Source organism: Novosphingobium mississippiense (genome assembly GCF_044029535.1).
Lineage (GTDB): Bacteria > Pseudomonadota > Alphaproteobacteria > Sphingomonadales > Sphingomonadaceae > Novosphingobium.
Map to the genome: position 1 here is coordinate 911,518 of NZ_CP147003.1, position 23,472 is coordinate 934,989.

At 65.8% G+C, this 23,472-nt stretch carries 19 protein-coding genes; 8 read left to right on the plus strand and 11 right to left on the minus strand.

From position 1 onward, the window contains the following. Window positions 1–56: 56 nt before the first annotated feature. Window positions 57–2,378 carry a TonB-dependent receptor gene (locus WBP06_RS22640; RefSeq protein WP_395337379.1) on the plus strand — a complete coding sequence of 774 codons (2,322 nt, stop codon included), beginning with the start codon at window positions 57–59 and terminating at the stop codon, window positions 2,376–2,378. Window positions 2,379–2,413: 35 nt separating this feature from the next. On the opposite strand, the gene WBP06_RS22645 is transcribed toward WBP06_RS22640, so the two are convergent. Genes WBP06_RS22645 through WBP06_RS22655 form a run of 3 tightly spaced genes read right to left on the minus strand, consistent with a single transcriptional unit; the run spans window position 2,414 to window position 6,519 of the window. Beyond that, window positions 2,414–4,504: an FAD-dependent oxidoreductase gene (locus WBP06_RS22645; protein WP_395337380.1), complete on the minus strand. Its 2,091-nt coding sequence runs from the start codon at window positions 4,502–4,504 to the stop codon at window positions 2,414–2,416. Between the two features lie 4 nt (window positions 4,505–4,508). Further along, window positions 4,509–5,585, minus strand: coding sequence for an LLM class flavin-dependent oxidoreductase (locus tag WBP06_RS22650; protein ID WP_395337381.1), 1,077 nt, complete (start codon window positions 5,583–5,585; stop codon window positions 4,509–4,511). 40 nt (window positions 5,586–5,625) lie between these two features. Further along, complete coding sequence (locus WBP06_RS22655; protein WP_395337382.1) at window positions 5,626–6,519, minus strand: TauD/TfdA dioxygenase family protein; 894 nt, start codon at window positions 6,517–6,519, stop codon at window positions 5,626–5,628. Window positions 6,520–6,724: 205 nt separating this feature from the next. Here WBP06_RS22655 and WBP06_RS22660 point away from each other — a divergent pair, with 205 nt between their 5' ends. Together WBP06_RS22660 and WBP06_RS22665 are read left to right on the plus strand one after the other, a co-directional pair. Further along, complete coding sequence (locus tag WBP06_RS22660) at window positions 6,725–7,489, plus strand: TetR/AcrR family transcriptional regulator (RefSeq protein WP_395337383.1); 765 nt, start codon at window positions 6,725–6,727, stop codon at window positions 7,487–7,489. A gap of 55 nt (window positions 7,490–7,544) precedes the next feature. Continuing rightward, a complete protein-coding gene (locus tag WBP06_RS22665; RefSeq protein WP_395337384.1) occupies window positions 7,545–8,504 on the plus strand; it encodes a TauD/TfdA dioxygenase family protein in 960 nt (319 codons plus the stop codon). Window positions 8,505–8,540: 36 nt separating this feature from the next. Here the strand turns inward: WBP06_RS22665 and WBP06_RS22670 are convergent, their stop codons facing one another. After that, window positions 8,541–10,817 (minus strand): TonB-dependent receptor, encoded by a 2,277-nt coding sequence (locus tag WBP06_RS22670; protein ID WP_395337385.1) that lies wholly within the window; start codon window positions 10,815–10,817, stop codon window positions 8,541–8,543. A 307-nt stretch (window positions 10,818–11,124) separates the two neighbouring features. Between WBP06_RS22670 and WBP06_RS22675 the strand changes: the two genes are divergently transcribed. Both WBP06_RS22675 and WBP06_RS22680 read left to right on the plus strand, forming a co-directional pair. After that, on the plus strand, window positions 11,125–11,991 hold the full coding sequence (locus WBP06_RS22675) for an SDR family NAD(P)-dependent oxidoreductase (protein WP_395337386.1): 867 nt from the start codon (window positions 11,125–11,127) through the stop codon (window positions 11,989–11,991). Window positions 11,992–12,053: 62 nt separating this feature from the next. Continuing rightward, window positions 12,054–12,734 carry a Fe2+-dependent dioxygenase gene (locus tag WBP06_RS22680; protein WP_395337387.1) on the plus strand — a complete coding sequence of 227 codons (681 nt, stop codon included), beginning with the start codon at window positions 12,054–12,056 and terminating at the stop codon, window positions 12,732–12,734. A 4-nt stretch (window positions 12,735–12,738) separates the two neighbouring features. Here the strand turns inward: WBP06_RS22680 and WBP06_RS22685 are convergent, their stop codons facing one another. Beyond that, window positions 12,739–13,512: an SDR family oxidoreductase gene (locus WBP06_RS22685; RefSeq protein WP_395337388.1), complete on the minus strand. Its 774-nt coding sequence runs from the start codon at window positions 13,510–13,512 to the stop codon at window positions 12,739–12,741. Window positions 13,513–13,638: 126 nt separating this feature from the next. Here WBP06_RS22685 and WBP06_RS22690 point away from each other — a divergent pair, with 126 nt between their 5' ends. Then, a complete protein-coding gene (locus WBP06_RS22690; RefSeq protein ID WP_395337390.1) occupies window positions 13,639–14,571 on the plus strand; it encodes a LysR family transcriptional regulator in 933 nt (310 codons plus the stop codon). Here the strand turns inward: WBP06_RS22690 and WBP06_RS22695 are convergent. Then, window positions 14,514–14,999 (minus strand): Rrf2 family transcriptional regulator, encoded by a 486-nt coding sequence (locus WBP06_RS22695; RefSeq protein WP_395337391.1) that lies wholly within the window; start codon window positions 14,997–14,999, stop codon window positions 14,514–14,516. The two genes, WBP06_RS22690 and WBP06_RS22695, sit on opposite strands and share 58 nt — an antisense overlap. An 87-nt stretch (window positions 15,000–15,086) precedes the next feature. On the opposite strand from WBP06_RS22695, the gene WBP06_RS22700 reads away from it, so the two are divergent. After that, window positions 15,087–15,866 (plus strand): class I SAM-dependent methyltransferase, encoded by a 780-nt coding sequence (locus tag WBP06_RS22700; protein ID WP_395337392.1) that lies wholly within the window; start codon window positions 15,087–15,089, stop codon window positions 15,864–15,866. Between the two features lie 11 nt (window positions 15,867–15,877). Here WBP06_RS22700 and WBP06_RS22705 read toward each other — a convergent pair whose 3' ends face one another. Next, window positions 15,878–16,804, minus strand: a complete 927-nt coding sequence (locus WBP06_RS22705; protein WP_395337393.1) for a sensor histidine kinase — start codon at window positions 16,802–16,804, stop codon at window positions 15,878–15,880. Between WBP06_RS22705 and WBP06_RS22710 the strand changes: the two genes are divergently transcribed. Next, the gene (locus tag WBP06_RS22710) at window positions 16,794–17,015 is read left to right on the plus strand and encodes a hypothetical protein (protein ID WP_395337394.1); all 222 of its coding nucleotides are present in this window, start codon (window positions 16,794–16,796) and stop codon (window positions 17,013–17,015) included. The two genes, WBP06_RS22705 and WBP06_RS22710, sit on opposite strands and share 11 nt — an antisense overlap. Window positions 17,016–17,265: 250 nt before the next feature. Here WBP06_RS22710 and WBP06_RS22715 read toward each other — a convergent pair whose 3' ends face one another. From WBP06_RS22715 to WBP06_RS22730, 4 genes are read right to left on the minus strand one after another with little or no spacing between them, the layout of a single operon-like run. Further along, a complete protein-coding gene (locus WBP06_RS22715; protein WP_395337395.1) occupies window positions 17,266–17,940 on the minus strand; it encodes a response regulator transcription factor in 675 nt (224 codons plus the stop codon). Window positions 17,941–17,964: 24 nt separating this feature from the next. After that, window positions 17,965–19,350 (minus strand): efflux transporter outer membrane subunit, encoded by a 1,386-nt coding sequence (locus WBP06_RS22720; protein ID WP_395337397.1) that lies wholly within the window; start codon window positions 19,348–19,350, stop codon window positions 17,965–17,967. After that, entirely contained in the window at window positions 19,347–22,451 is a 3,105-nt protein-coding gene (locus WBP06_RS22725) for an efflux RND transporter permease subunit (RefSeq protein ID WP_395337398.1), read from the minus strand. The genes WBP06_RS22720 and WBP06_RS22725 overlap by 4 nt, the downstream gene beginning before the upstream one ends. Further along, window positions 22,451–23,428, minus strand: a complete 978-nt coding sequence (locus WBP06_RS22730; protein WP_395337399.1) for an efflux RND transporter periplasmic adaptor subunit — start codon at window positions 23,426–23,428, stop codon at window positions 22,451–22,453. The genes WBP06_RS22725 and WBP06_RS22730 overlap by 1 nt, the downstream gene beginning before the upstream one ends. Between the last annotated feature and the right edge of the window lie 44 nt (window positions 23,429–23,472).

A 23,472-nucleotide genomic window follows, 5' to 3' on the forward strand; every position in this document is an offset into this window, starting at 1 on the left:
AACGTACTAGGCACCGCGTTGAAAAGACCGGGCCAACGACACATCGGGAGGAAAAAATGTCAAACCGTTTCCGGCGATGCGCAACATCGTCCCTTGCCGTATCGTCCGCTGCCGTTCTGGCAACCGCGTTGCTCTCACAACAGGCTTTCGCACAGGATGCCGCTCAAACATCCGCCGATCAGGGGCCCGCTCCACAGGCCGCTCCATCCGCACCCACCGGTGAAATCTACGTGACCGCGCAGCGGCGTTCGGAACGCTCGCTGAACGTGCCGATCACGATCACAACGGTCAGCGATAAGGCGCTGATCGATGCGGGCGTCCGCCAGCTTTCCGACATGTCGCGCGTGGTGCCCGCACTGCGCTTCGACAAGTCGGGCGTCTACACGCAGCCGACCATCCGCGGTGTCGGTACGGCGATCACGACCTCTGGCGGCGGCCCCAACGTCGCAACGTATGTGGACGGCTTCTTCTCGCCCAGCGCGGCGGCAACCGACTTCCAGCTGATGAAGGTCCAGTCGGTGCAGGTGCTGAAGGGGCCGCAGGGCACGCTGTTCGGCCGCAACACCACAGGCGGCGCGATCCTGGTGACCACCGCCGATCCCAGCGAGACGCCCGGCGGCGAGATGAAGGCCACCTATGGCCGCTTCAACACCGTGGAAGTGCAAGGCTATGCCACATCGGGCATCGCGCCCGGCGTCGCCTTCGATGTGGAGGGGCTCTACCGCCGTGGTGACGGCTTCCAGACCAACATCATCGACGACAACGACCATGTCGGCAAATACAACCGCTGGTCAGTGCGCACCGGCCTGAAAGTGGAAGTGACGCCTGACGTCAGTTTCCTGCTGCGCTATATCCATTCCGCCACCGACGATCCTTCGGCACTGATGCACAATGCCTTCGTGGATGAGGACGGAACCCGCTGGATCTACCAGTATACACCCACCGGCTATTACGCGACCAAGCCCAATCAGGTGGCCCTGCAGCCCAGCGACGGCATCGGTGCACACAGCAATTCGGATATCGTGCAAGGCACGATCAAGGCTGACCTCGGCTTCGCGGACCTCACCTCCTACACGCAGTACCGCAATGAGCGGGTGACCAGCGTGCAGGACCTGGACGCGACGGCGCTGCCAATCTTCACCATCCGCATCGGATCGAACAGCGAAACCTTCACGCAGGAACTGCTGCTGAACTCCAAGGCCGGTTCGCGGCTGCAGTGGACCACTGGCGTCTACTACTTCAACAACCGCGACACCTGGCCCACCGACGCCAAGTTGGGCACCAACCCGTTCGTACGCAATGGCGAATCCGGCACCCTGACCCAGTCGATCGCGGTCTTCGGGGACGCCACTTACGAAATCACGCCGCAACTCTTCGTCACCGCTGGCGCGCGTTACAGCCATGACTGGGTGTCCGACGCCTACTTTCTGCGCGCGCTTACCGCCTCGGTCTACGAAGACGCCAACGGCAATCCGGTGGCATTCCCGTCGAACGTGCCGCTCTACACGCGCTACGACGTGCCGAACCTCACCAACGACCGCGTGACACCGCGCTTCGTGCTGCGTTTCAAGCCTAATGAGGAATCCAGCCTCTATGCCTCGTTCACCCAGGGGTACAAGGCCGGCCTGCTGAACGTCGGCGGCTATTCGTACCGCCCCGTAAAGCCGGAAACGATCAATGCCTACGAACTGGGATACAAGTATGCCAAGGGCCCGTTCTCTGCGGAGCTTTCCGGGTTCTACTATGACTACAAGAACCTGCAGGTATCCAGCTTCCAGGCCGGTACGGCGCGGATCACCAATGCCGCCAGTTCGGAAATCTATGGCATCGAGGGGCAGGTCAGCGCCCGCGTGACGTCCGACTTCACGATCTCCGGCGGCGCGGCCTGGACCCACGCCCGGTACAAGAAGTTCCCCAATGCGCCGTTCTATCAGTTCTGCGATCCGTCGCTCACCTTCGGCACTTCGCCGGTGGCCTGCGTACCTACTAGCCTTGGCGGCCTTGGGCCGGGATCGCTGGTGGAAACGACCACCGACGCCAGCGGCTTCAAGATGCAGCGCTCGCCGGAATTCACCGCGAACCTTGCCGCTTCCTACGGGCTGGATCTTGCCGGCGGGCGCCTGAACCTGTCCAGCAACCTCTACTACACCTCATCCTTCTATTTCGGCATTGCCGAGCAATTCAAGCAGAGCGGCTACGCCCAACTGGGCCTGCGCGCGGAATGGACGGACGCCTCGGACAAGTACTCGATCGCAGTCTATGGTGAGAACGTCACCGACCACCGCTATCGCTCCGCCGTCAACTACGCCTCGCTCGGTATTGGCAGCGTCTGGGCCGAACCGGCGACTTACGGCGTGACACTTGGCGTGAAATACTGATTGCGTGCGCCCTTGGGATACACCCGGGGGCGCCCTCAACCCGCAGGGCGAACCATGTCGGCAGGCAGGGGATTGAGGCAGGCCGCGTCGGCAGCAAACCAGGCCTGTTCGAAATCGCGGGGGGCGTCCGGTTCGCCGATCATGCGCGCGAACATCTGCCCTTCGTAACTTGCCGCCGCGAACATGCGCGGCCCCAGCGCATCGCCGATCGTGAAGAGTTGCCGCACACGTCCCTCCAGAGCACGGGCCAGATCGTCCACCGGCTCGCGCGAGGTGGCCAGGATCACCGCATCCACCGGGGCCGTCCGCGTCGTGCCGGTATGGACATCGCGCAGCGTCACCCGGCGTTCACCGATCTCATCGACCCACGTTCCCGTCTGCAGAGTGACGCCGACCTGTTTCAGCCGTGCGAGCACGAAGCGCTCTTCCCACGCATCGCTCAGCCGTGCGGAAACGGGCGACATCTCGGCGGAGACGAGCGTGACCTGCGCGCCGCGCGCAGCCAGCATCTCGGCGATACCACTGCCGGCGTGATAGCCCTCCCCATCGGTCACCAGCACGTGGCCGGAAAGATCGAGCCCACCGGCCAAGACCGCTTCCGGTGTATGAACGAAGGGCCGATCATGGCCGGGAATCGGCATTTCGCTCGCGATCCCCTGCCCGCCGGAGCGATAGCGCGCACCGGTCGCGACGATCACCGCATCAGGCGCCTCGGCCAGCACCGTTTCGGCACAGGCGCGAATGCCCAAGCGCAGATCGACGCCAAGACGTTCGAGTTCGGCCCACCACCAGCGCACGGCATCGCCATAATGCGCCCGTCCGGGCAAGCGCGCCCAATCCGCCAGCGCGCCGCCGGGCTCGGCGCGCGCTTCGAACAGCGAGACCCGGTGGCCGCGTTTCGCCGCAACCCGCGCCGCCTCCATCCCGCCGGGCCCCGCCCCGATGACCACCACGCGCGACGGTTGCGGCGCGGGTCCGAAACTGTCCACGCCCCATAGCCGTTCGCGATAGCTGGCCGGATTGATCGTGCAGCCTTGCGCGCCATCGCCGCCGGCCGCTGTGCACCAGTTGCAGGCAATGCAGGTGCGCCCTTCCGCTTCGCGCCCCTCCCGCGCGAGGGCGACGAATTGCGGTTCCGCAATCAATTGCCGTGCGCACCCCGCCATGTCGATCACACCCGACGCAATGGCCTCCTCCGCCTCCGCCATGCGGGTCACTCGGCCAAGCACGGAAAGCAACGGCACCGTGCCCGCCGCCTCGCGCACTTGTGCGACTGCCGGGCGATAGAGCTGTTTTTCCGAGAAGCCAGTCGGCATTCCATGTGCGAACTGCTGCGGCTCCATGCCCTGATCGAGGTCCAGAAAGTCCAGCAAGCCGCGCCCTGTCAGATGCGAGACCGCATCGCGCGCCCCGTCGATGCCATAGCCGCCCGCCACGCCCTCGTCGCAGTTGAAGCGCATCCCCACGGCCATCTCGGGGCCGGCCCCCGCGCGCGCGGCCTCCAGCGATTCCGCCACGAAGCGTATACGGTTGGCAAAGCTTCCGCCGTAATCGTCCTCCCGCGCGTTGTAGTAGGGCGAAAGGAACTGCTCGATCAGGCCGGCATGCGATCCGTGCAGCATCACTCCGTCGAAACCCGCCTTGCGCAAGTTGGCGGCAGAGCGGCGGACGGCCTCGTGCATTCCCGCGATCTCTCCCAAGGTCATCGCCCGCGTGGTCGATGCCCGGCGGCCATGCGCAAACTGCCGGCTGGATGGGCCCAGCGCCGGTGCCGGCGGGCTCAACGGCTGCCACCAGCCAGCGCCGCCCCACCAGTAGAAGATCTGCCCGAAAATCTTGCCGCCGGCCGCGTGAATGGCATCCGCCATGCGGGCGAAGGCGGCAACGTTCTCGTCAAGGTGCGGCGACGGCTGCCGCGTACGCCCGCGTTCGTGCGCAACCAGCGCCACCATCACCAGTCCGCAACCGCCGTCCCTCACCCGCTCGGCGCTATAGGCGACAAGGTCGTCCGAAGGCTTGGTCCCCACACTCAGCGCGCTGCCATGCGGCGCGAAGAAGAAGCGGTTCGGAATCGTGACCGGGCCAAGCGCGATTGGCGAGAAGACGTGCGGATAGCGCGGATGCATCGCCTCAGGCCGCCACGGGCGCGCCTTCCTTCAGCCGCGGCATCACCTTTTCGGCAAAGACGCGCATCTGGCGATAGACATCCTCGTACGGCATTCCGCCGAAGCTGAAATTGGCGATGATCCAATAGTCGCCCACCATGCGCTGACGCGTGAAGTGCTTTTCCACCAACTGATCCGGCGTGCCGATCATGTTGCCCGAAATATAGTCGCGATAGGCCTTGTCCGGCCCCCCTGCCGCCTTTGCCGCTTCGCCCATGTAGACGTAGGTGGAATAGGACGGCAGGCTGCGGAAGTGCTCGGCACCAAATTCGTAGTGTTCGGCAACTTGCTGGAACTGCGCGGAAAAATACTTGTCCGTATAGTCGACCACCTGCGCCTCATCCTCGAAGCAGACTACGAAGTCGCTGATGACGAAGGGTGGCGCGGCCTTGCCGTGCAGCCGGGCGAAAGTATCGCGATAGAATTCGATTTCGGGCAGCGCCTTGGTCCAGTCCCCCTGCGAAAAGCGCAGCGTGCGCAGCCCCAGTTCGGCCGCTTCCTCCACCGACGATCGCGACATGGAGACCATGACGCAGCGATCCTTCGACCATCCCTCCGGCCGCGGCCGCACCTCCACGCGTGGCTGCGGGAAATGCGGTCCCGCCCCTTCCACGAAGCCGGTTTCCAGCCCCGCTAGGATCATCGGCGCAGCCTCGTCGAAGCGATCGCGGGAATCGGCCAGATCGGTGCGAAAGCCGGTGAATTCGCGCCGTGCCGCACCGCGCCCCATGCCCAGGATCACCCGCCCGTTACTGAGGTGATCCAGCATCGCGGTCTTCTCCACCACGCGCAACGGATCGTTCCACGGCAGGATCACCGCCGCAGGCATCAGCTTGATCGTGCTGGTTTTCGCCGCGACATAAGTCAGCAATTGCAGCGGATCGGGGCACGCGGCGTAGTCCGTGAAGTGGTGCTCCACCGCCGCCGCGAAGTCGAAGCCCATCGCCTCCGCCTCGATCGCCAGCTGGGTTTCGCGGCGGAAGAAGTCTCCATCCGGCATGCCGTGGAGGTTCTGAAAGCCCAGATGAATGCCAACCTGCATGGATCTTTCCCTGATTTTTCGGTTTCGACGGCGCGCCGGATCAGGCCGGCGCGGTAACGGGTTCCTCGCCATTCAGCGTGCAGCGGTGGAGTTCGCGGCCGCTTTCGCGGTCGAACGGCTCCACGCGGTGCATCGTCGCGGTATTGTCCCAGATCGCGAGATCGCCGGGCTGCCACTTGTGGCGATAGACGTAGCGGTCCTGCGTGGCGTGGATCATCAGGCGCTGGAGCAGATCGTGGCTCTCGGCCGGCTCCATGCCCTCCACATATGCACCAGAGGTGCTGAGCACGAGCGAGCGCACGCCCGACCGATGCTGCCACACCAGCGGGTGCGAGCGCTGGGGATAGGAACTCCACAGCGCGAATTCCTCGACGGAGCAATCGCGTTTCGCCGGAAACAATGCCGCCTGCATCGTGTGGAGCACGCGCAGCGTCTCCAGCCGGCGTTGCTCGTCCTCGGGCAGGTCGGCAAAGGCGGCGGCGGTGTTGGCGAACAGGGTGTCGCCACCTCGGGCGGAAAGGCGCACCGGGGCCAGCAGCGTCGCAAACGGCGGTACTTCCTCGTAAGTGCCGTCCATGTGCCAAAGTTGGTTGCCGAACAGAAAGCGCGCATATTCAGGGTTTCGCGTCTCATCCAGCGTGACGCGCAGGATGCCGCCGTCTCCCTCGGTCAGAATCGCGCCATCGGCCCCGCGCCGGACGGCTCCGATGCGAAGCTGGCCCAGCGTGCGCGCGATCGTGCGAAGTTCGTCATCATCCAGCGCAATGTCGCGGACCACCACCACCCCGCGCGCGATCAGCAAGGATCGAATTTCCTCGGCATGTGTGCCGGACAGCAGCGCCGGCTTGTCGATCATGATGCGGGAAGCGATGCGCGGCGTCAGGTCCACCGCCTGAATGGCGCCCGCCTCGGGCGTTCCGCTTGCGAATGCCATGCTCCGCCTCTCCTTTCCCGGTTCTGGTGCCGACATTTGCGCCGCGCGATACCGGATGCACTTTCGGGACTTGACCACGGCCTTGCGACCGCCGATTATCACCCAATCCGTTTCAAAAATCGCTTTGTGCGTTATACACTCTCTCATAAGATGGCGCCATGCAAGCATTTAATACCTACATCGTTTTAATTAGTGGAGCATTGGTATGAAGGTGCCGTACGATGAGGGCGAAGTGCGCAATCTTGCCGCGCCCAATCGCGGACCAGGCCGTCCCTCGCTCAGCAATCAGGAACTGCTGGATCGGTCGCTGGTGCTGTTTCTGGAAAACGGCTTCGAACGGACCAGCATCGATGCCATCTGCAGCGCGGCCGGCATGGCGAAGCGCACGTTCTACCAGCGCTATGGCGACAAGCTGACCTTCTTCAAGGCCACGCTGGAACGCGCGATAGAGCAATGGATCCTGCCGCTGGAAGCGCTGGAGGAATGCGTAAAGGACGATCTGGAGGAGACGCTCCTGCTGATCGGCCGCCGCCTTGTGGCCAATGTGATGAGCGAGGACGGCATCCGGCTATTGCGCATCACCAACGCGGAAAGTCCCCGCATTCCCGAGATCGGCGCCTTTACGTACGAGGCCGGCACCGGCCCCACGATCGACTGGCTGGCCCAGCTCTTCCGCCGCCGCCTGGATTGCGGGGAGGCCGATGCGCGCAAGGCGGCGATCGCCTTCATGAACATCGCCGTCGGTGGGCCGCCGACTGCCGCCGCCTGGGGTGTTCCCGTCAGCGCCGAGGAAATCGACGCCAACATTCGCTACGCCGTGCATGTGCTGCTCCATGGTCTGCTGCACACCGCCGCCCCGCGCATGTCGGCGGAAGCGTCGGACATCGCCGAAATCGAGCGGCTCCAGCACGAAAACGAGCAGTTGCGGCGATTGCTGGTCGATTCCATGCTGCGAACACAGGCGCCCTAGGGCGCGCCGCTACCGGCGAAAACGCCGGAGCGTCACACGGGAAGGAAGCAACAACATGAGCGAATTGACGATTGCACCGCTTCGGCCGGATCTGCCGTTCGGCGTGCGGATTTCGCGCGTCACGCATGAGGCTCTGGCGGACGCGGCCAATCGCCGCGCGATCGCCGATGCCTTCGAACGCGAGGGCCTGATAGTCTTCGACGCCATCGAGCAGAGCGACGAAATGCAGGTGGCGCTGAGCGGCGTGTTCGGCCCCTTGAAAGAACACCCGCTGAAGGAAGTCAGCCGCGTGGACGGCGATCGCCTGCCCGGCGTGGTGGAGATCAGGCAGGAGCCCAATGCCTCCGGCGTGGTCGAGATTGCAGGCCGCCCGCTCGCCCACTGGCTGCCTTGGCATTTCGATCACTGCTACAACGATGAACTGAACCGCGCCGGCGTGCTGCGTGCCACCCGGATCACGCCGGAAGGCGGGCTGACCGGGTTCGTCGACGGAGTGGCACTCTACCGCGCCTTTCCCGCCCATTTGCGAGACAGGCTGGAGCAGGCGGAAATCCTCTACACCCTGAATGTCGCCTACGGCACCAATCGCTTCGGCCAGCCGGAAGACATCCGGATCGTTCGCGAAAAGCCCGGCGCGCTGGAGATGATGGCGAACCGCAAGGGATCGCCGCGCGCGATCCATCCGGCAATCTGGACCCGCGCCAACGGCGATCGCTGTCTTCACGTCTCCCCCTACATGGCGGAAGGGATTCTCGGGTTGGAGACGGCGGAGGGCGAGGCGCTGCTGGAAGAAGTCTGCCAGACGATCAACCGAATTGCCGCCGGCCAGAGCTACCATCATGCCTGGCGACTGGACCAGATGCTGATCTGGGACAACTGGCGGATGCTCCATGCCGTTTCGGGCAACGATCCCGCCCATGGCCGGACGATGCAGCGCACCACCATCGCCGGGGACTATGGCCTGGGCCGTTTTGAATCCGCGCCCATGGTTGCCGTGCCCGATATTATGATGTAACGGGGCCGTTCTGCCGTCAGCGTCCCCGGTTTACCTTCAATAATCGAAGCGCACCGTCACGCCGTAAGTGCGCGGCGCGGCGCGGGCGGTGGTCGCGCCCAGCCCGGTCGAGATCTTCTGCTGGAAGTACTTCGTGTCGGAGATGTTCTTCATCCAGAATTCCAGCCCCCACTTGTCAGTCGGCCGGTATTCCACGGAACCATTCAGCAGCATGTAGGGATCCTGCCGCAGAACGCCGTCGCTCTCGAACGGATAGCCGCTGTTGTAGCTGGCCAGCATCGTCGCGCGCAGTTGCTGCACCTGATCGATCGGGATCGTCGCACTGGCGCCGAAACTGGCCGAAAAATCGGGCGCAGTAGGCGTCTGGAAGCCGGAGGCGTCGCCGAAGCAAGTCTTGAAACCGCCCGTCTGCGGCCCGGTGGTGGTGCCTGGATCGCTGGTGCCCTGCGCATCGCAGACCGCCGGGTTGGGATAGATGAACGGCGCGCCGGCCAGCGTATCGGTCGGCCCGAAGTAGTGGAACCGCGAATTGAGCCAGGTGAACCCGCCGAACAGGCGAATGCCCTCCACCGGCGCCGCTTCGAAATCGACGTCCACGCCGTCCACCTTTACCGACGCGGCGTTGAGCAGCACTGCCGACCCCAGCGTGCCGACCGCGGCGGAGCGGACCTGATAGTCGGAAATGTCATAGTGGAACGCCGATGCGTTCAGACGTAGCGCGCGGCCGAACAGTTCGGACTTGATGCCCACTTCATAGGCATTGATGTATTGCGGCTTCACCGGCGGCAGCTGCGGATTCTGCAATGAATACGTGCCCGCCTTGAAGCCCCGATTGTATGAGGCGTAGACGCTGATGTCGCGCGTGATGTCCTGCCGCAGTGCGGCGCGCCAGGTAAACTTGCCGTAGCTCAGTTCATCATCGGTGGGGATCAGCGGCCCCACCACGTCGCTGACCAGCGCGGCATATCCGCCGCCCAGTTGCCGCTTGTCGTTGGTATAGCGCACGCCGCCGGTCAGTTTCGTGGTGGGCGTGATTGCCCAGGTTACCTCGCCAAAGCCGGCAATCGAGTCGGTATCCAGCGTGGCATCGATGTACTGCCCCGTTGTCAGCCCGCCCAGCGCAAGCCCGGTAAAGCGCGACCGGTTGTAGACTTCGGAATGGAGATAGAAGGCGCCGATCTGCCAGCTGATCGGATCGGTGTCTGCCGAGGCGAGCCGCAGTTCCTGCTGATAGGCGCGCGACCCGGACGTGAAGGCGATCCGCAGGTAAGGCACTTGCGTCGCGTCCACGTCGAAGTCCGAATGGTTGCGGCTGTCGCGCAGCGAACTGATGCTGGTCAGCGTTGCAAAGCCCAGATCGAATTCGCCGGTCAGGCTTACGCCCCAGTTCCGAAGCTGCGTCAGCGAATAATCGTTCGATGCCGTGTCCATGCTCCCGATCGAGCGGATTCCGCCGGTGACGAGGAAATCCTCATCCACGCTCCAGCCGATGGCGGTATTGTCGTCGGTGTCGTAATAATCTCCCGCCAGCACGAATTTCACGGCATCGCTGGGCCGCACCACGATCTTGGAACGGGCGCCCCAGTATTTCATCTTCTTGATGTCGCGATCGAGCGTGACGTTGCGGCCCCAGCCGTCCTGCTGGTCGTAACCGGTCAGTGCAAGGTCGGCGCTGATCCCTTCGGTGATCGGGCCGCCGATATAGGCCTGCCCCTGGATCGTGTTGTAATTCGCATAGCCGGCCTGCGCCGATGCCTCCAGATGGTCGCCCGGCTCCTTGGTGATGACGTGGATCAGGCCGCCGAAGGCATTACGGCCGAACAGCGTGCCCTGGGGCCCCTTCAGCACTTCCACGCGTTCGATATTGTTGAACTGCATGACCGTGCTGGACAGATCCGGCATGTAGACGCCGTCGACGTAGAAGGCGTTCGAGCCCTCGTCCCCGATCGAGGCGTTCGTCGTGCCCACGCCGCGCACGAAGAACAGTCCGCTGGCACCGGAACGGGAGAACTGGACCGCCGGAACCGCCTGTGTCAGCGTGTTGGTTTCGGAAATGCCGGCGGATTTCAGCGCTTCGGAACCGACGGCCGTGATCGCGATGGGAACGTCTTGCAGATTTTCGGCACGCCGCTGCGCCGTGACGATGATTTCCTTCACGCCGTGACTGTCATCCTGCCCGGCCGAGGCGGAAGCGGCCGGCGGCGGAGCTTCCTGCGCCAGGGCTGCGACAGGCGCACCCGCCAGCAAAAGAGCCAGCGTTCCGCGGCGAGTACGCGGCAGAACGCGGCTGGACGGCAGACGAAGTCCGTTCATGGTAAGGCCTCCACATCGTGCATTGCGCCGCGCGCAGTGCGTGGCGCCTCTCCCTTTGCGAAGTCGCACCCTCGCGCCTCGCCTTATGGCTTTGTGCGGTCGGCACCCTCCGGCAGCGCACATCCGCAACGGTGGTTGGCCGGGGATGGTCGGTCAATGAATTAGAAACCGAACAGGTGATTAATTTCCGCCTCAGTCATAACCGATTGCCGGGAAAGGCGCCTTCCCACCCCGTGAAATGAGAGACATTGAAACGACAACGGTGACAATATAGGTTGACGAACAGAAGCCCAAGGGAGAGTCACGGATGACGAAGGTGGCGGGCCGCACGGCCTTGGTGACCGGCGGCGGCAGCGGAATCGGGCGCGGATTGGCACTGGAACTGGCCGCAAAGGGCGCATCGGTGGCCATCGCCGATATCCTGCCGGATAATGCCCGTACCGTCGCGGAAGAGATCGCAGCGAAGGGCGGCAAGGCGCTGGCCATCGAATGCGACGTGACGGACATGGCCTCCCTGGCCGATGCCAAACGGATGGCGAGTGATCGGCTCGGCCCGGTCTCGCTGCTGTTCGCCAATGCCGGCGCCACCTCGTTCGAGCGGATAACCGACATGAGCGCGGACGATATCGACTGGATCGTCCACGCCAACCTGATCGGCGTGCTGAACTGCGTGAAGACGTTCTATCCGGACATGGTGGCCGCGCGCGACGGCCATGTCTGCGCCACGGCATCCACCGCCGGCCTGCTGCCCAGCTGGATCCCCTATCACGCCGCCTATTCGGGAGCGAAGATGGGCATCATCGGCATGATGCTGAACCTGGCGGTGGAGGCGCGCGAATATGGTGTGGGCACAACCGCCTTCGTGCCGCATGGTGTGGTCAGCAACATGAAGGCGAACAATGCCCGCTATCGTCCCGCCCGCTTTGGCGGCCCTGGCGAAGGCGAAGTGCAGATCCCCGATGGCGCGCAGTGGCATGCGCAGGTCACTTTCCGGCCCGCCGAGCTGGTGGGCAAGCTGGTGGTGAAGGCGGTGGAGGAAGACCGGCCGATGGTCATCAGCGACGGCAGCATCCGCAAGACCTTCGACGAGACCTATCGCCGGATCGTCTACGACGCATTCGACTTCGCCGATGCCTTCTATGCGGAGGAAAGCGCGTTCACCGGAAAAGACTGACGGCGCGGACATTCTTGATCGCGGTCATTGTCAGGGCCGGCGTATTCGGCAAGAGATGACGGATGGTCATCGAAATTCCGGAAATTTTCCAGCCAGACGAAGTGCGCGAAATCCGCGCTGCGCTGGCCTCTGCCGATTGGACGGACGGGCGTGCCACTGCCGGCCACCGGGCCGCGCAGGTCAAGGAGAACGAGCAATTGGCGCTCGACCACCCGCTGGCACGGCAACTTGCCGATCGGGTGATCGCACGCCTGTTCCAGACGCCGCTGTTCGTCGCCGCTACCCTGCCCCAGCGCGTGCTGCAGCCCCGGTTCAGCCGCTATGACGGGCGCGGGCATTATGGAAATCACGTCGACAACGCGATCTTTCCGATCCCCGGCACCGGCGAACATTTGCGCAGCGACATATCCAGCACACTATTCCTCAGCGACCCGGACGAATACGATGGCGGCGAACTGGTGATAGAGGACATGTTCGGCAGCCACACGGTAAAGTTGCCGGCCGGGCATCTGGTGGTCTATCCGGGCAGCAGCCTGCACCGGGTCATGCCGGTGACGCGCGGAGTTCGCTTCGTGTCGTTCTTCTGGACGCAAAGCTTCGTCGCCTCGCCCGAGCGGCGGCGGCTGATGTTCGAACTGGACGGCGCGATCCAATCCGTCGCGACCGATCACCCCGAACACCCCTCGGTCGATACCCTGACCAACGTCTACCACAACCTGCTGCGGCAGTGGTCGGCCACTTGAACAGCTAGAAGTGCGCCAGATAGCCGCCGTCCACCGCAAGCACCTGGCCGGTGACATAAGACGCGGCGGGTGAGGCAAGGAAGACCACGGGGCCGACCACTTCCTGCGGGCGGCCCCAACGACCCAGCGAAGTGCGCGTCTCCAGATGCCGCCCGATTGCCGGATCGGCGACCATGGCGGCATTCGCCGCCGTTGCGAAGAAGCCCGGGGCGACGGCATTGACGGTAATGCCCCGCCCGCCCAGTTCCGCCGCCAGCGCACGGGTCAGCGCCTCCAGCCCACCCTTCGCCATGGTGTAGGCGGCATCGCCGGGGCGCGCGATGGGGCCGGCGATGGAAGTGATGTTCACGATCCGCCCGCCCGCCGCCATCCGCGGCGCCAGCAGCCGGGCGAGATCGAAGCAGGCGACCAGATTGACCTCCAGCATGAGGCGGACGGCGTCACGATCCAGTTCCTCGATCGGCCGGCGGTCGCGATGGCCGGCATTGTTGACAAGGATGTCTACCGCTGCGTGCTTCGCCATCGCCGCTTCCATGGCTGCGCCATCGCACAAGTCGAACGCAACCGGCTCCGCGGTGAACCCCGCCTTCGCGATCCCTGCGGCCCCTTGTTCGGCACGATCCGCATTTCGGCCGTGGGCCAGAACATGCGCGCCGGCCGCTGCCAGCCCGTGCGCGATTTCCTGGCCCAGGCCGCCCGCGGCTCCGGTAACCAGCGCGATCTTGCCCGTCAGTTGACCGGCATTCAAAAATGGGGGGGTGGGATCCTGCGTTTTCATCGCCTCCCGTTACAGCCCCGAAGGCCGCACGACCAGTCTTCGGCCCGAACTGTTCGGCGATGGCGCTTGCAATCGGACCCCGGTGGGGGAATGGCAGCGCTTCGCAGCCACGAAAGGACGCATCGGATGGATCTCGACGACTTGCGCAGTTTTGCCATGGTCGTACGCCACGGCGGCTTTTCCGCTGCCGAACGCGCCACGGGCGAGGCGCGGGGCAAGCTTTCCAAACGGGTCGCCAAGCTGGAGCGAGAGCTTGGCGCAAGGCTGCTGGAACGGTCCACGCGCAATGTGCGGATCACCGATGTGGGGCGGCAGGTCTACCGCCAGTGCGAGATCATAGCCGAGGGCGTTTCCGCGACCCGCGCGATTGCGGAACGGGCGCGGGAAGACGTCAGCGGCGTGCTGCGCATCACCTGCCCGCCCGGATTGGCCCGTTTTCTAGGCGCCGAACGGCTGGCCTCGTTCCTGGCCCGCTATCCGCTGGTCCGCGTTGACATGCACCTGACCAGTCGCCGCGTGGACATCATCCGCGAAGGGTACGACATCGCCCTGCGCGTGGACGTGGAAAAGGAAACGGACCTCTCGCTGACCATGCGCCAGCTTGGCAGGGGGCAGCGTATCCTGGTGGCCAGCCCTGAGTTCCTGGCCGCACAAGTGGAACCTGTGACGATCGAGACGCTGCAATGGTTCCCCACGCTATCGGTGGGAGAACATGCCGAGCATCATCGCTGGGATCTGGTCAGCGATGATGGCGAACAGCATCGCGTGCTGCACCAGCCGCGCCTCTGCACCAACGATTCCAGCATCGTGCGCGATGCCGCGCTGGACGGGCTTGGCATCGCCCTGCTGCACGAACGCGCATGCCGGGACGATATGGCCGGCAATCGACTGGAACGAATTCTGCCCCGATGGCACACGGCGGAAGGCATCATCCACATGGTGTTTGCCACCCGGAAGGGCATGTCGGCGGCGCAGCGTGCCTTCATCGATCACTATGCCGATCAGCCCTTCTTCACGTCCGAGCTGGATGCCGTAGCGGCAGACGGCGCGGACGGCTGACCCTCCGCGCCGCATCGCGCATCGAACCCTCTCGCCAATTCGGCCAGAGTCACGGCACCCAGCCGCGCCACCAGCAGCGCTTCCGCCTCCTGCAAGGCGTCCTCCAACGCCGCATTGACGGCCTGCTCTACCGCGCAGTTCGAATTCGTGTGATCGCTGCCGATCGCGAAGATGCGCGGCCCGCCGACGGCGCGATGAATGTCCAGCAGCGACACCGCCTCCAGATCAGCCGCGATCGCCCAGCCGCCGCCATGGCCCTTTTCGGAACGGACATAGCCCGCATCCCGCAGGCCGGCCATCGTGCGCCGAACCACCACAGGGTTGGTTCCCAGCATCCGCGCAATCGCATCGGACGTCATCGGCCCATCGTGCCGCGCCATATGAAGCAGCACGTGGAGCATGCGGGAAAGGCGGCTGTCGTTACGCACGGCAGGTTCCTTCGCATCTGGGCAGGGATTGGCAAGCCTCAAACATCACGATACTTATCATGTTACATGATTCGTGGAGCATCCGATATGGCTGAATTCGAAAACCCCGACCATTGGGACACGGCCGCCCTGCATTACGAAAAGACGGCGCACCCCTTCACCGCCCGCTTTGCTGAAGCGGCACTGGCGCGCGTGGCGTTGACGCCCGACAACCGCGTCCTAGACGTCGCCGCCGGAACCGGCGCGCTGGCCCTGATGGCGGCGGGGACCGGCGCACAAGTGCTGGCCACCGATTTCTCGCCCGGCATGGTCGCCCGCATCGCCGCAGCCGGACTGCCCAATGTGGAGGCGCGGGTGATGGACGGACAGGCGCTTGCGCTGGCGGATGCCAGCTTCGATGCGGTGTTCTCGATCTTCGGCGTCATCATGTTCCCGGACTGGCGCAAGGGCCTGGCGGAGATGGCCCGCGTCACACGCCCAGGCGGGCATGGCGTGGTGGCAACCTGGCAGGATCGCGGCGCCGCCACCTTCCTCCTGCTGGGCCAGATTCGCCAAAAACTGTTTCCGGAGCGGGATGGGATGACGATGCCCGCAGCGGTAAAGGCCCTCAGCCAGCCCGAAGATTTCGCGCGCGAACTGATCGCGGCCGGCTATCGCGATCCGCAGATCGAGCCTGTCACGCACGATTACGAACTCGACATGGCGGCCCTTGCCGCGCCTGACAGCCTGTTCGGCATGTCGCCCGACTGGGCAAGCCTGACCGATGCGGAAAAGCAGGCGGTGATTGCCGAAGTGCGGCACATGGCGGCGGGGCGTGCCATGCTGCCCATTCCCTCCACGGCGCTGATCGGCGTGGCCTTCCGCTGAACCGACCGGCTTCAGGGCGCTACGGCCTCGTCCTCCCCGGGCGAGGCCGGCATCCGCAGTTCGACCGCGCAGCCGGACCCGGCGGGCAATATCCGCGCCGCACCGCCGTGCGCATTGGCGATGGCCTGCACCATGCTGAGCCCTAGCCCATGCCCCTCGGTGCTGCGCGCCCGGTCGGCGCGGGCGAAGCGCCGGAACAGACGGGTGCGGTCTTCCTCCGCCACGCCGGGGCCATCGTCGGAAACCAGCAGCACGAGTTCGTCCCTCCCCGCCCCCCTCTCCACCTTTGCCGCCAGTTCCACCACGGTCCCCTTCGGGGTGTGGCGCAGGGCATTGTCCAGCAGGTTCGCCACTGCCTGGCTGAGCAGGCGACGGTCCCCATGCACATGCAGGTCAGGCGGGATCACCCAGTGCAGCGTGCGCCCGCTATCCTCGAAATCGGGCGCGTAGGTTTCCGCCATCTGCCGCAACAGTGCCGACAGATCGATGCGGGGCCGCGCCAATCGTTCGGACAGCCCCTCGATCTCCGTAATCCGCAGGAGGGCGGCGAATATCTCAAGCAGTTCCGATGCCTGCGCGCGCGCCTTGGCGATCAGGTCGGACCGCACCGCGCCGTCTGCCTCATCCGCCGCGCGGTCCAGACTGCCATAGAGGCGCGTCAGCGGCGTACGCAGGTCATGCGCGATGTCTCCGGAGACTTGCCGAAGGTTGTCCATCAGCCCCTCGATCCGGTCGAGCATCCGGTTCAAGGTTTCGGCCAGTCGGTCGAATTCGCTTCCCGATCCGTCGCGCACGATCCGTCGGCCAAGGTCGCCGGCAATGATCGCCTGCGCCGCGGTATCGATCCGGCTGAGGCGCCGCTGCGTCAGCCAACCGACCGCCGCCGCCGCCGCAAGCCCGACAGCCAGCACCGCCGCGAGAGCGCCGATGAACAGCATCGCCAGCGTCCGGTTCGATCTCGTCAAGGTCGGAACGGTCCGCCGCGACTATCAACACACCTTGCGGCAGATGGGTCGTCAGGGCCTGCGCGATGCCTGCCTCTATCGATCCGACGCGGCGATAGTGCAGGAATTCCTCGAACCCCGCGCGTGTCGGCACTTGCGCCTCCAGCGATCCCGCAAGACGATTGCCGCCATCGTCCACCAGTAGGTAATCGAGGCTGGATGTGGCGCGTGCCGCCTCGCGCCGTCGAATGGCGGCAGCCAGTGCGGGCATCCCGTCACGATGCGCTTCCGCCATCAGCCCGGCAGTCTCCGCCGCGATGCGATGGTCCAGTTGCCGTTCCAGCGCCTCATGCGTCACTTCGTAGGCGACGGCACCGATGATGAGTGTCGCCAACGCCAGCAGCAACGCCATGATCGCGACAAGGCCGGACGTCGTCCGCCAGAGCCGGCGCATGTCAACCGCCCCGGATCATGTAGCCGGCGCCCCGCACCGTTTCGATCGCGTCCTGATCGAACCCGGCGTTAAGCTTCGATCGCAGGCGGCTGAGGTGGGTTTCGACGATGTTGGTCTTCGGATCGAAATCGAAATCCCACACGCGTTCGAGCAACATCGTGCGCGTCATCACTCGCCTTGGATTGCGCATCAGTTCGGCCAGCAACGCGAATTCGCGCGGTTGCAGAGCGATCCGCGTGCCCGCGCGCTCCACCGTGCGGCGGTGCAGGTCTATCGCGATGTCGCCCACCTCTAGCCGGTGCGCCTCGGCACGAACGGGCGGACGGCGGCCCAGCGCACTGATCCGCGCCGAAAGCTCCGAGAAGGCGAAGGGTTTCACCAGATAGTCGTCGGCGCCCGCTTCCAGCCCCTCCACGCGATCGGCGATGCCGCCGATGGCGGTCAGCATCAGCACCGGCGTCGCATCGGATGCCGCGCGCAGGGCCTTGACCAGCGAGAGGCCGTCGAGCGCGGGCAGCATCCGATCGACGACGATAACGTCGAATCCGCCACCGGTGGCCTGAAACAACCCGTCGCGACCATCGGGGCTGAGCACGACAGCATGGCCGGCCTCCTCCAACCCGCGCGTGACGAAGCGGCCGGTTTCCCCATCATCCTCAACGACAAGGATTCTCATGACAAGATTCTCATGGCGCGCAGCCTAGCCCGGCCCACCCCCAACGCGCCAGCCACCACCGAGCGCGCGGAACAGAGTGATCTCAGCGGCGGAAACCGCCAGATCGCTGCGCGCCTTGGCCAGTCGGGCACCGGCAAGGCCGCGCTCCGCATCGACCTGCAACAGGCTGGAGGCATCGCCCAGTCGCACGCGCGCGGCGGAACGCCGGGCATAGGCCTGCGCTTCCGTCACGGCAGCGGCCAGATCACGGTTGCGGCGAACCTCGGCATCATAGGCGGCCAGCGCGGTTTCCACTTCGCGCAGCGCTTTCAAGACGGCGACATCCCAGCCGGCCAGCGCCGCCTGTTCACCCGCGCGCGCTTGGGCTAGCTTCGCGCGGGCCGGCCCCTGGTTGGGAAAGGCCCAACTGACCAGCGGCGATGCAGCGGCGTCGAAGCCGCCCGCCAGCAGGCCCAGCGCTCCGCCCAGATTGATGCGGGGATAGAGATCCGCGCGCGCCACACCGATCCGGGCGGCAGCGGCGGCCAGCTTGCGTTCCGCTTCGCGAATGTCGGGGCGGCGCAGGAGCAACGCCGTGCCGTCGCCCACCGGAGCCGCCGTTCGAAGCCGCAGCGCGGTAGTACAAGTGAACACGAAGCTGCGTGCCTCTGCCGGCGGACGGCCCTGCAAAGCGGCGATCCGGTAGAGCGCATTGGCGCGCTGCGCCGCAAACGGGGCGATCTCCGCCCGCGTGGAGGCTGCCAGTGCGGCCGCCTGTGAAACTTCCAGCGGGGATACCTCGCCTGCCGCCAGTTGATCACGGACCAGCGCCAGCGAACGCTCCTGCGCGGCGGAAACGGCTTGCGCCTCGCCCATGGCCTGACCCGCGCCGCACAGATCGGCATAGGCCTGCACGGTATCGGCCACCACTGCGACCTTCACCGCATCGGTGGCCGCCGCCTGCGCCGCTGCATCCGCCTGCGCGGCCAGCGCACCGGAGCGTAAGCGGCCGAACAGATCGATATCCCAACCGACCGTGGCCGCCACGTCCCAGTCGCTGGCCGAGACCGACGCGGCGCTGGGCTGGTTGCTGGGATCGTCAACCGTCAGTGCACTTTCGATCGTGGTCGTCGGCAACCGAGCAGCCTTCGCCCCGCGCAAGGCCGCGCGGGCAGCGTCCAGATTGGCGTAGGCAACGCGCAGATCGGCATTGGCGACAAGGCTTGCCGTCACCAGCGCGTCAAGCTGCGGGTCTTCGTATAGCCGCCACCAGTCGTCCGGCAGCGGATCTATCGATGCCACGGGCACCGCTATGAACGGGCCGGTTGCGGATGCCGGCGCCACAGTGGGCGGCGGCGCCGGCGCGGTCATACAGGCCGCGGTAGCCAGTGCCGTCAGCGGAGCGGCGAAGCGAAGAAGCTGGCGCTTCATGCCAGTACCTCCTGTGCCGGGGCCTCGGGCGTTTTCCCGCGCTCCTCACCAAAACGAGCATAGAGCGCGGGCATCAGGAACAGGTTGAGCACCGTGGAGGAAATCAGGCCGCCCAGGATGACGATGGCCATCGGATGCTCGATCTCATGCCCCGGCGCATTACCGGCGACGATCAGCGGCACCAGCGCCAGTCCGGCGCAGGTCGCCGTCATCAGGATCGGCACCAGCCTCTCCTCCGCCCCGCGCAGCACCAGTTCGTTACCGAAGGCCATGCCTTCCTCCCGCTCAAGATGGCGATAGTGCGACAGCAGCATGATCCCGTTGCGCGCGGCGATGCCGATCACCGTGACGAAACCGACCAGCGATCCCAGCGAAAGCACCCCGCCGGTCAAGGCCACGGCAACGACCCCGCCCACCAGTGCGAACGGCAGGCTGACGGCGACCAGCGCCGTGATCCGGCGGGAGCGAAACTCGATCCACACCAGCAGCAACACGCCGATCAGACAAAGCGCGCCCATGGTCCAGAGCCGCTGGCGCGATTCCTTCAGCGCGGCGTATTCGCCCAGCACTTCGGGGTGATAGCCGGCCGCGAAGGGCACTTTCGCGACCGCCGCCTCCACCGCGCGCGCCACCGTGCCGAGATCGGCGCCGGAGACGTTCAGCGTCACATCCAGGCGGCGCTGGCCGTTCTCGCGCTTCACTTCGTTCGGCGCGGGAACGATCTCGATCCGGGCCACGTCAGACAGGCGGACCGGTGCGCCGGCGGGGGAATGGATCATCAGGTCGCGCAGGGCGTCGACGTTGTCGCGCACCGCCGGTTCACCCCAGACGGCCACGTCGAAGGCCTTCTGGTCGCGATAGATTTCACCCACTTTCTGCTGGGCGACCAGGGTCTGCGCCTGCCGACGCACTTCGCCCGCAGTCAGGCCAAGCCGCGCCAGTTCCTCCGGCTTCGGCCGGATGCGCAGTTGGGGCACCAGCACCTGGCTCTCCAGCTTCAGGTCAGCCACTCCGTCGATCCCGGCAACCGCATCGCGCACGCGCTGCCCGGCCGCGCGCAGCTCATCCTGATCGGGACCGTAGATGCGTACGACCACGGTGGCACCGGCGCCGGTCAGCACTTCCTTGATCCGCTCTCGTAAATAGGTGAGCACGTCGCGAAACAGACCGGGATAGCCGTCTATCACCGTCTTGATGCGGGCGACGGACGCGTCATAGTCGGCCTTCTCATCCAGGCTGATCCACAGTTCGGTGAAATTGGGGCCTACCACTTCGTCCGCCTGTTCGGCACGGCCGATGTGGGCGCCGAAATTGCGCACTCCGGGAATGGCGCGCAATTCCTTCGAGGCACGGATGGTGATCCGGTCCATCGCCTCGATCGAGGTGCCGGGCTTCTCGACGAAGTGCATGAGGAAGTCGGTCTCGCGGAAATCGGGCAGGAACTGGTCCTTGAAGCCGGCATAGCCCAGCCCCGCCAACAGCAGGCCGCCGGCCACGACCGCCACCGCACCGCGCGGGCGCGTTACGGCGCCGGGCAGCAGACGGATGTATCCGCGCTTCAGCCCGCGTACGAGGCGGGTATCCTGATCGGGCGCCAGCGGCGCGTTGGGCAGGAGCAGCAGGCAGAGCGCTGGCGTCACCGTCAGCGCCACCAGCAGGGATGCCGCGATCGCCAATACATAAGCCACTGCCAGCGGCTGGAAGAATGTGCCGGCCACGCCGCCCAGGAAGAAGATCGGCAGGAACACCAGCATCACGATCAACGAGGCAAAGACCACGGCCGAACGTACTTCCAGCGAAGCCGCCAGCACCACGGCGAATGGCGACCGTGGGCTTTCTGCATCCCGGTTCAGCCGCAGGCGGCGGGCGATGTTCTCCACGTCGATAATGGCATCGTCCACCACTTCGCCCAGGGCGATGACGAGGCCGGCGATCACCATGACGTTGATCGTCGCCCCGCTCCACAACAGGACAAGCCCTGCGCCCAGCAGCGAGAGCGGGATGGCGGTGAGGCTGATCGCTGCCTGCCGCCAATCGCGCGTGAACAGGAACAGCACCGCCGCCACCAGCACACAGCCGATCAGCAGGGCGCGGGTGAGATTGTCGATCGACCGCTCAATGAAAGTCGCGGGGCGAAAGATGGTGGTGTCCACTTTCACGTCGGCAAGGCCGGGCTTCAACTCAGCCAGGGCCGCCTCCACCGCGTGGGTCAGTTCCAGCGTGTTGGCGGTCGGCTGCTTTTCCACGATCAGCATGATGCCGGGTACATCGTCGATGATCGCATTGCCGATCGGCGCCGCATGGCCTTCCACAACCCGCGCCACATCGCCAAGCCGCACGGGCGCATCGCCGGCCTGCTTGACCAGCGCCTGCGCAAGTTGGGCCGCGTCCTGAACGCTGCCCGCCTGCTGCACGGACAGACGCTGGTTGGGCGTATCGACGAAGCCGCCGCCACCGACCAGCACCGCATCGCCCGCCGCCGTGCGCACTTCGGCCAGGGTCACCCCCGCCGCGCGCAGGCGGTCGGGATCGACCAGCACTTGCAACTGCCGGTCGCGCTGGCCCCAGACGGCGACATTGGCGACGCCGGGCACCGCCATCAATCGCGGCCGGATCGTCCAGCGCACCAGTTCGGACAGCTTCATCTGGTCCAGCTTTTGCGAGGTCAGCCCGATCTTCATCGCCCGGCTGGTGGAGGACAGCGGCGGCATCAGCACCGGCTGACGCGCGGCGAGCGGCAGTCGGGGCTGCACTTGCGCGATGCGTTCCCCCACCATCTGCCGCGCACGCATCACATCGGTTCCGCGCGCGAACAGGATCTGAACCGAGGACAAGCCCAGCACAGACTTGGATCGCAGCGTCATCAGGTCCGGCACGCCGTTCACCGCCGTCTCGATCGGCACGGTGACAAGGCTTTCCACTTCCTCGGTCGAAAGACCTGGCGCCTCGGTCTGGATTTCGACCATGGGCGGGGCGAATTCGGGAAAGACGTCCAACGGAACATCCCGACCAGCCCGGATGCCCAGCACGACCAGAACCGCCGCCAGTGCGAGCACGAGAACGCGCTGGAGCAGCGCGAAGCGAACGAGCGAGGCCAGCATCAGTGTGCCGCCCCGAATTCGGTGCCGAACAGTTCGGCTGCCCCCACCGTCACCACTTCGGCCCCCGCGTCCAGCCCGCGCGCGAGCAGCGCCTGCCCCGCGCTCTCCGACGCGACTTCGACGCGTTGCCGCAGGAACGTATCCTTCGCCAGCTTCCGATAGACCCATTCGCCGCCGTCGATATCGCGCACGACGGCGGATGACGGGATGGCAAGGCCCTCCGTCTTGCCCGCCAGCGGCAGGTCCACCGAAACGCGCTGGCCGACGCGCAGCGCGCGGTCGCGGTTGTCGATGGCGTAATAGAGGTCGACCGTGCCCGCCGCGCCATTGGCGGAAGGCGGCGCTTGCACCGCCAGCGCACTTCGCGCCGCGCCGCCGCCAAGCGGCCGTACCGTCACGGCCGCGCCACGGGCCAGCCCGGCAAGGTCGCCCGCGAAGACCGAGGCGCGCACCCACAGCCTTGCCTGATTGCCAAGGGCACCGACTGCCGGGCCGAGCAGACCGCGCTGCTGCCGCGCCGCATCGGCCGCCGCTTGCGCCGCCGCCAGCGCCGCCGCCGCCTCATCCCGCGCGCGGACGCTGCCGGCTTCCTCTCGCACCAGGTTTTCGGCGCGGGTCAGCGCGATGCGGGCCAACCGCGCCTGTGCCTGCGTGCGGGCCACTTCGCCGTCGGCAGCCGCCTGTTGCGCGCCGATCTGCTGCAGGTTGGCGAGCGATCCGGTCGGCACGCCATTGGCCGAGGTCGGCGGGACGACGATCTCCCCCGCCACCTGCCGCACCGTCTGCGCGGAACCGCCGCCCGCTCGCACGGTGACGATGCCAAGCCGCCGCTGCGCCTGCGGCGTCAGGGTCAGCTTCAGCAGTTCGCTTTCATTGGCGACCGGCTCGGCATGGGCAGGCGGGGTGGAGGACTGCGACGATGGCTGGCTGCAAGCGGCAAGGCCCATCGGCACGACAAGGAAAAGCAATTGGCGCATGGCCTGCCCTAACCGGCCTCGATTGGGACATGCTGGAAGCCACT

What these genes read in the sequence shown, in the direction of transcription:
- WBP06_RS22640 (WP_395337379.1), top strand. Translation starts at nt 57, where the DNA reads ATGTCAAACCGTTTCCGGCGATGCGCAACATCGTCCCTTGCCGTATCG.
- WBP06_RS22645 (WP_395337380.1), bottom strand. Translation starts at nt 4,504, where the DNA reads ATGCATCCGCGCTATCCGCACGTCTTCTCGCCAATCGCGCTTGGCCCG.
- WBP06_RS22650 (WP_395337381.1), bottom strand. Translation starts at nt 5,585, where the DNA reads ATGCAGGTTGGCATTCATCTGGGCTTTCAGAACCTCCACGGCATGCCG.
- WBP06_RS22655 (WP_395337382.1), bottom strand. Translation starts at nt 6,519, where the DNA reads ATGGCATTCGCAAGCGGAACGCCCGAGGCGGGCGCCATTCAGGCGGTG.
- WBP06_RS22660 (WP_395337383.1), top strand. Translation starts at nt 6,725, where the DNA reads ATGAAGGTGCCGTACGATGAGGGCGAAGTGCGCAATCTTGCCGCGCCC.
- WBP06_RS22665 (WP_395337384.1), top strand. Translation starts at nt 7,545, where the DNA reads ATGAGCGAATTGACGATTGCACCGCTTCGGCCGGATCTGCCGTTCGGC.
- WBP06_RS22670 (WP_395337385.1), bottom strand. Translation starts at nt 10,817, where the DNA reads ATGAACGGACTTCGTCTGCCGTCCAGCCGCGTTCTGCCGCGTACTCGC.
- WBP06_RS22675 (WP_395337386.1), top strand. Translation starts at nt 11,125, where the DNA reads ATGACGAAGGTGGCGGGCCGCACGGCCTTGGTGACCGGCGGCGGCAGC.
- WBP06_RS22680 (WP_395337387.1), top strand. Translation starts at nt 12,054, where the DNA reads ATGGTCATCGAAATTCCGGAAATTTTCCAGCCAGACGAAGTGCGCGAA.
- WBP06_RS22685 (WP_395337388.1), bottom strand. Translation starts at nt 13,512, where the DNA reads ATGAAAACGCAGGATCCCACCCCCCCATTTTTGAATGCCGGTCAACTG.
- WBP06_RS22690 (WP_395337390.1), top strand. Translation starts at nt 13,639, where the DNA reads ATGGATCTCGACGACTTGCGCAGTTTTGCCATGGTCGTACGCCACGGC.
- WBP06_RS22700 (WP_395337392.1), top strand. Translation starts at nt 15,087, where the DNA reads ATGGCTGAATTCGAAAACCCCGACCATTGGGACACGGCCGCCCTGCAT.
- WBP06_RS22710 (WP_395337394.1), top strand. Translation starts at nt 16,794, where the DNA reads ATGAACAGCATCGCCAGCGTCCGGTTCGATCTCGTCAAGGTCGGAACG.
- WBP06_RS22705 (WP_395337393.1), bottom strand. Translation starts at nt 16,804, where the DNA reads ATGCTGTTCATCGGCGCTCTCGCGGCGGTGCTGGCTGTCGGGCTTGCG.
- WBP06_RS22715 (WP_395337395.1), bottom strand. Translation starts at nt 17,940, where the DNA reads ATGAGAATCCTTGTCGTTGAGGATGATGGGGAAACCGGCCGCTTCGTC.
- WBP06_RS22720 (WP_395337397.1), bottom strand. Translation starts at nt 19,350, where the DNA reads ATGAAGCGCCAGCTTCTTCGCTTCGCCGCTCCGCTGACGGCACTGGCT.
- WBP06_RS22725 (WP_395337398.1), bottom strand. Translation starts at nt 22,451, where the DNA reads ATGCTGGCCTCGCTCGTTCGCTTCGCGCTGCTCCAGCGCGTTCTCGTG.
- WBP06_RS22730 (WP_395337399.1), bottom strand. Translation starts at nt 23,428, where the DNA reads ATGCGCCAATTGCTTTTCCTTGTCGTGCCGATGGGCCTTGCCGCTTGC.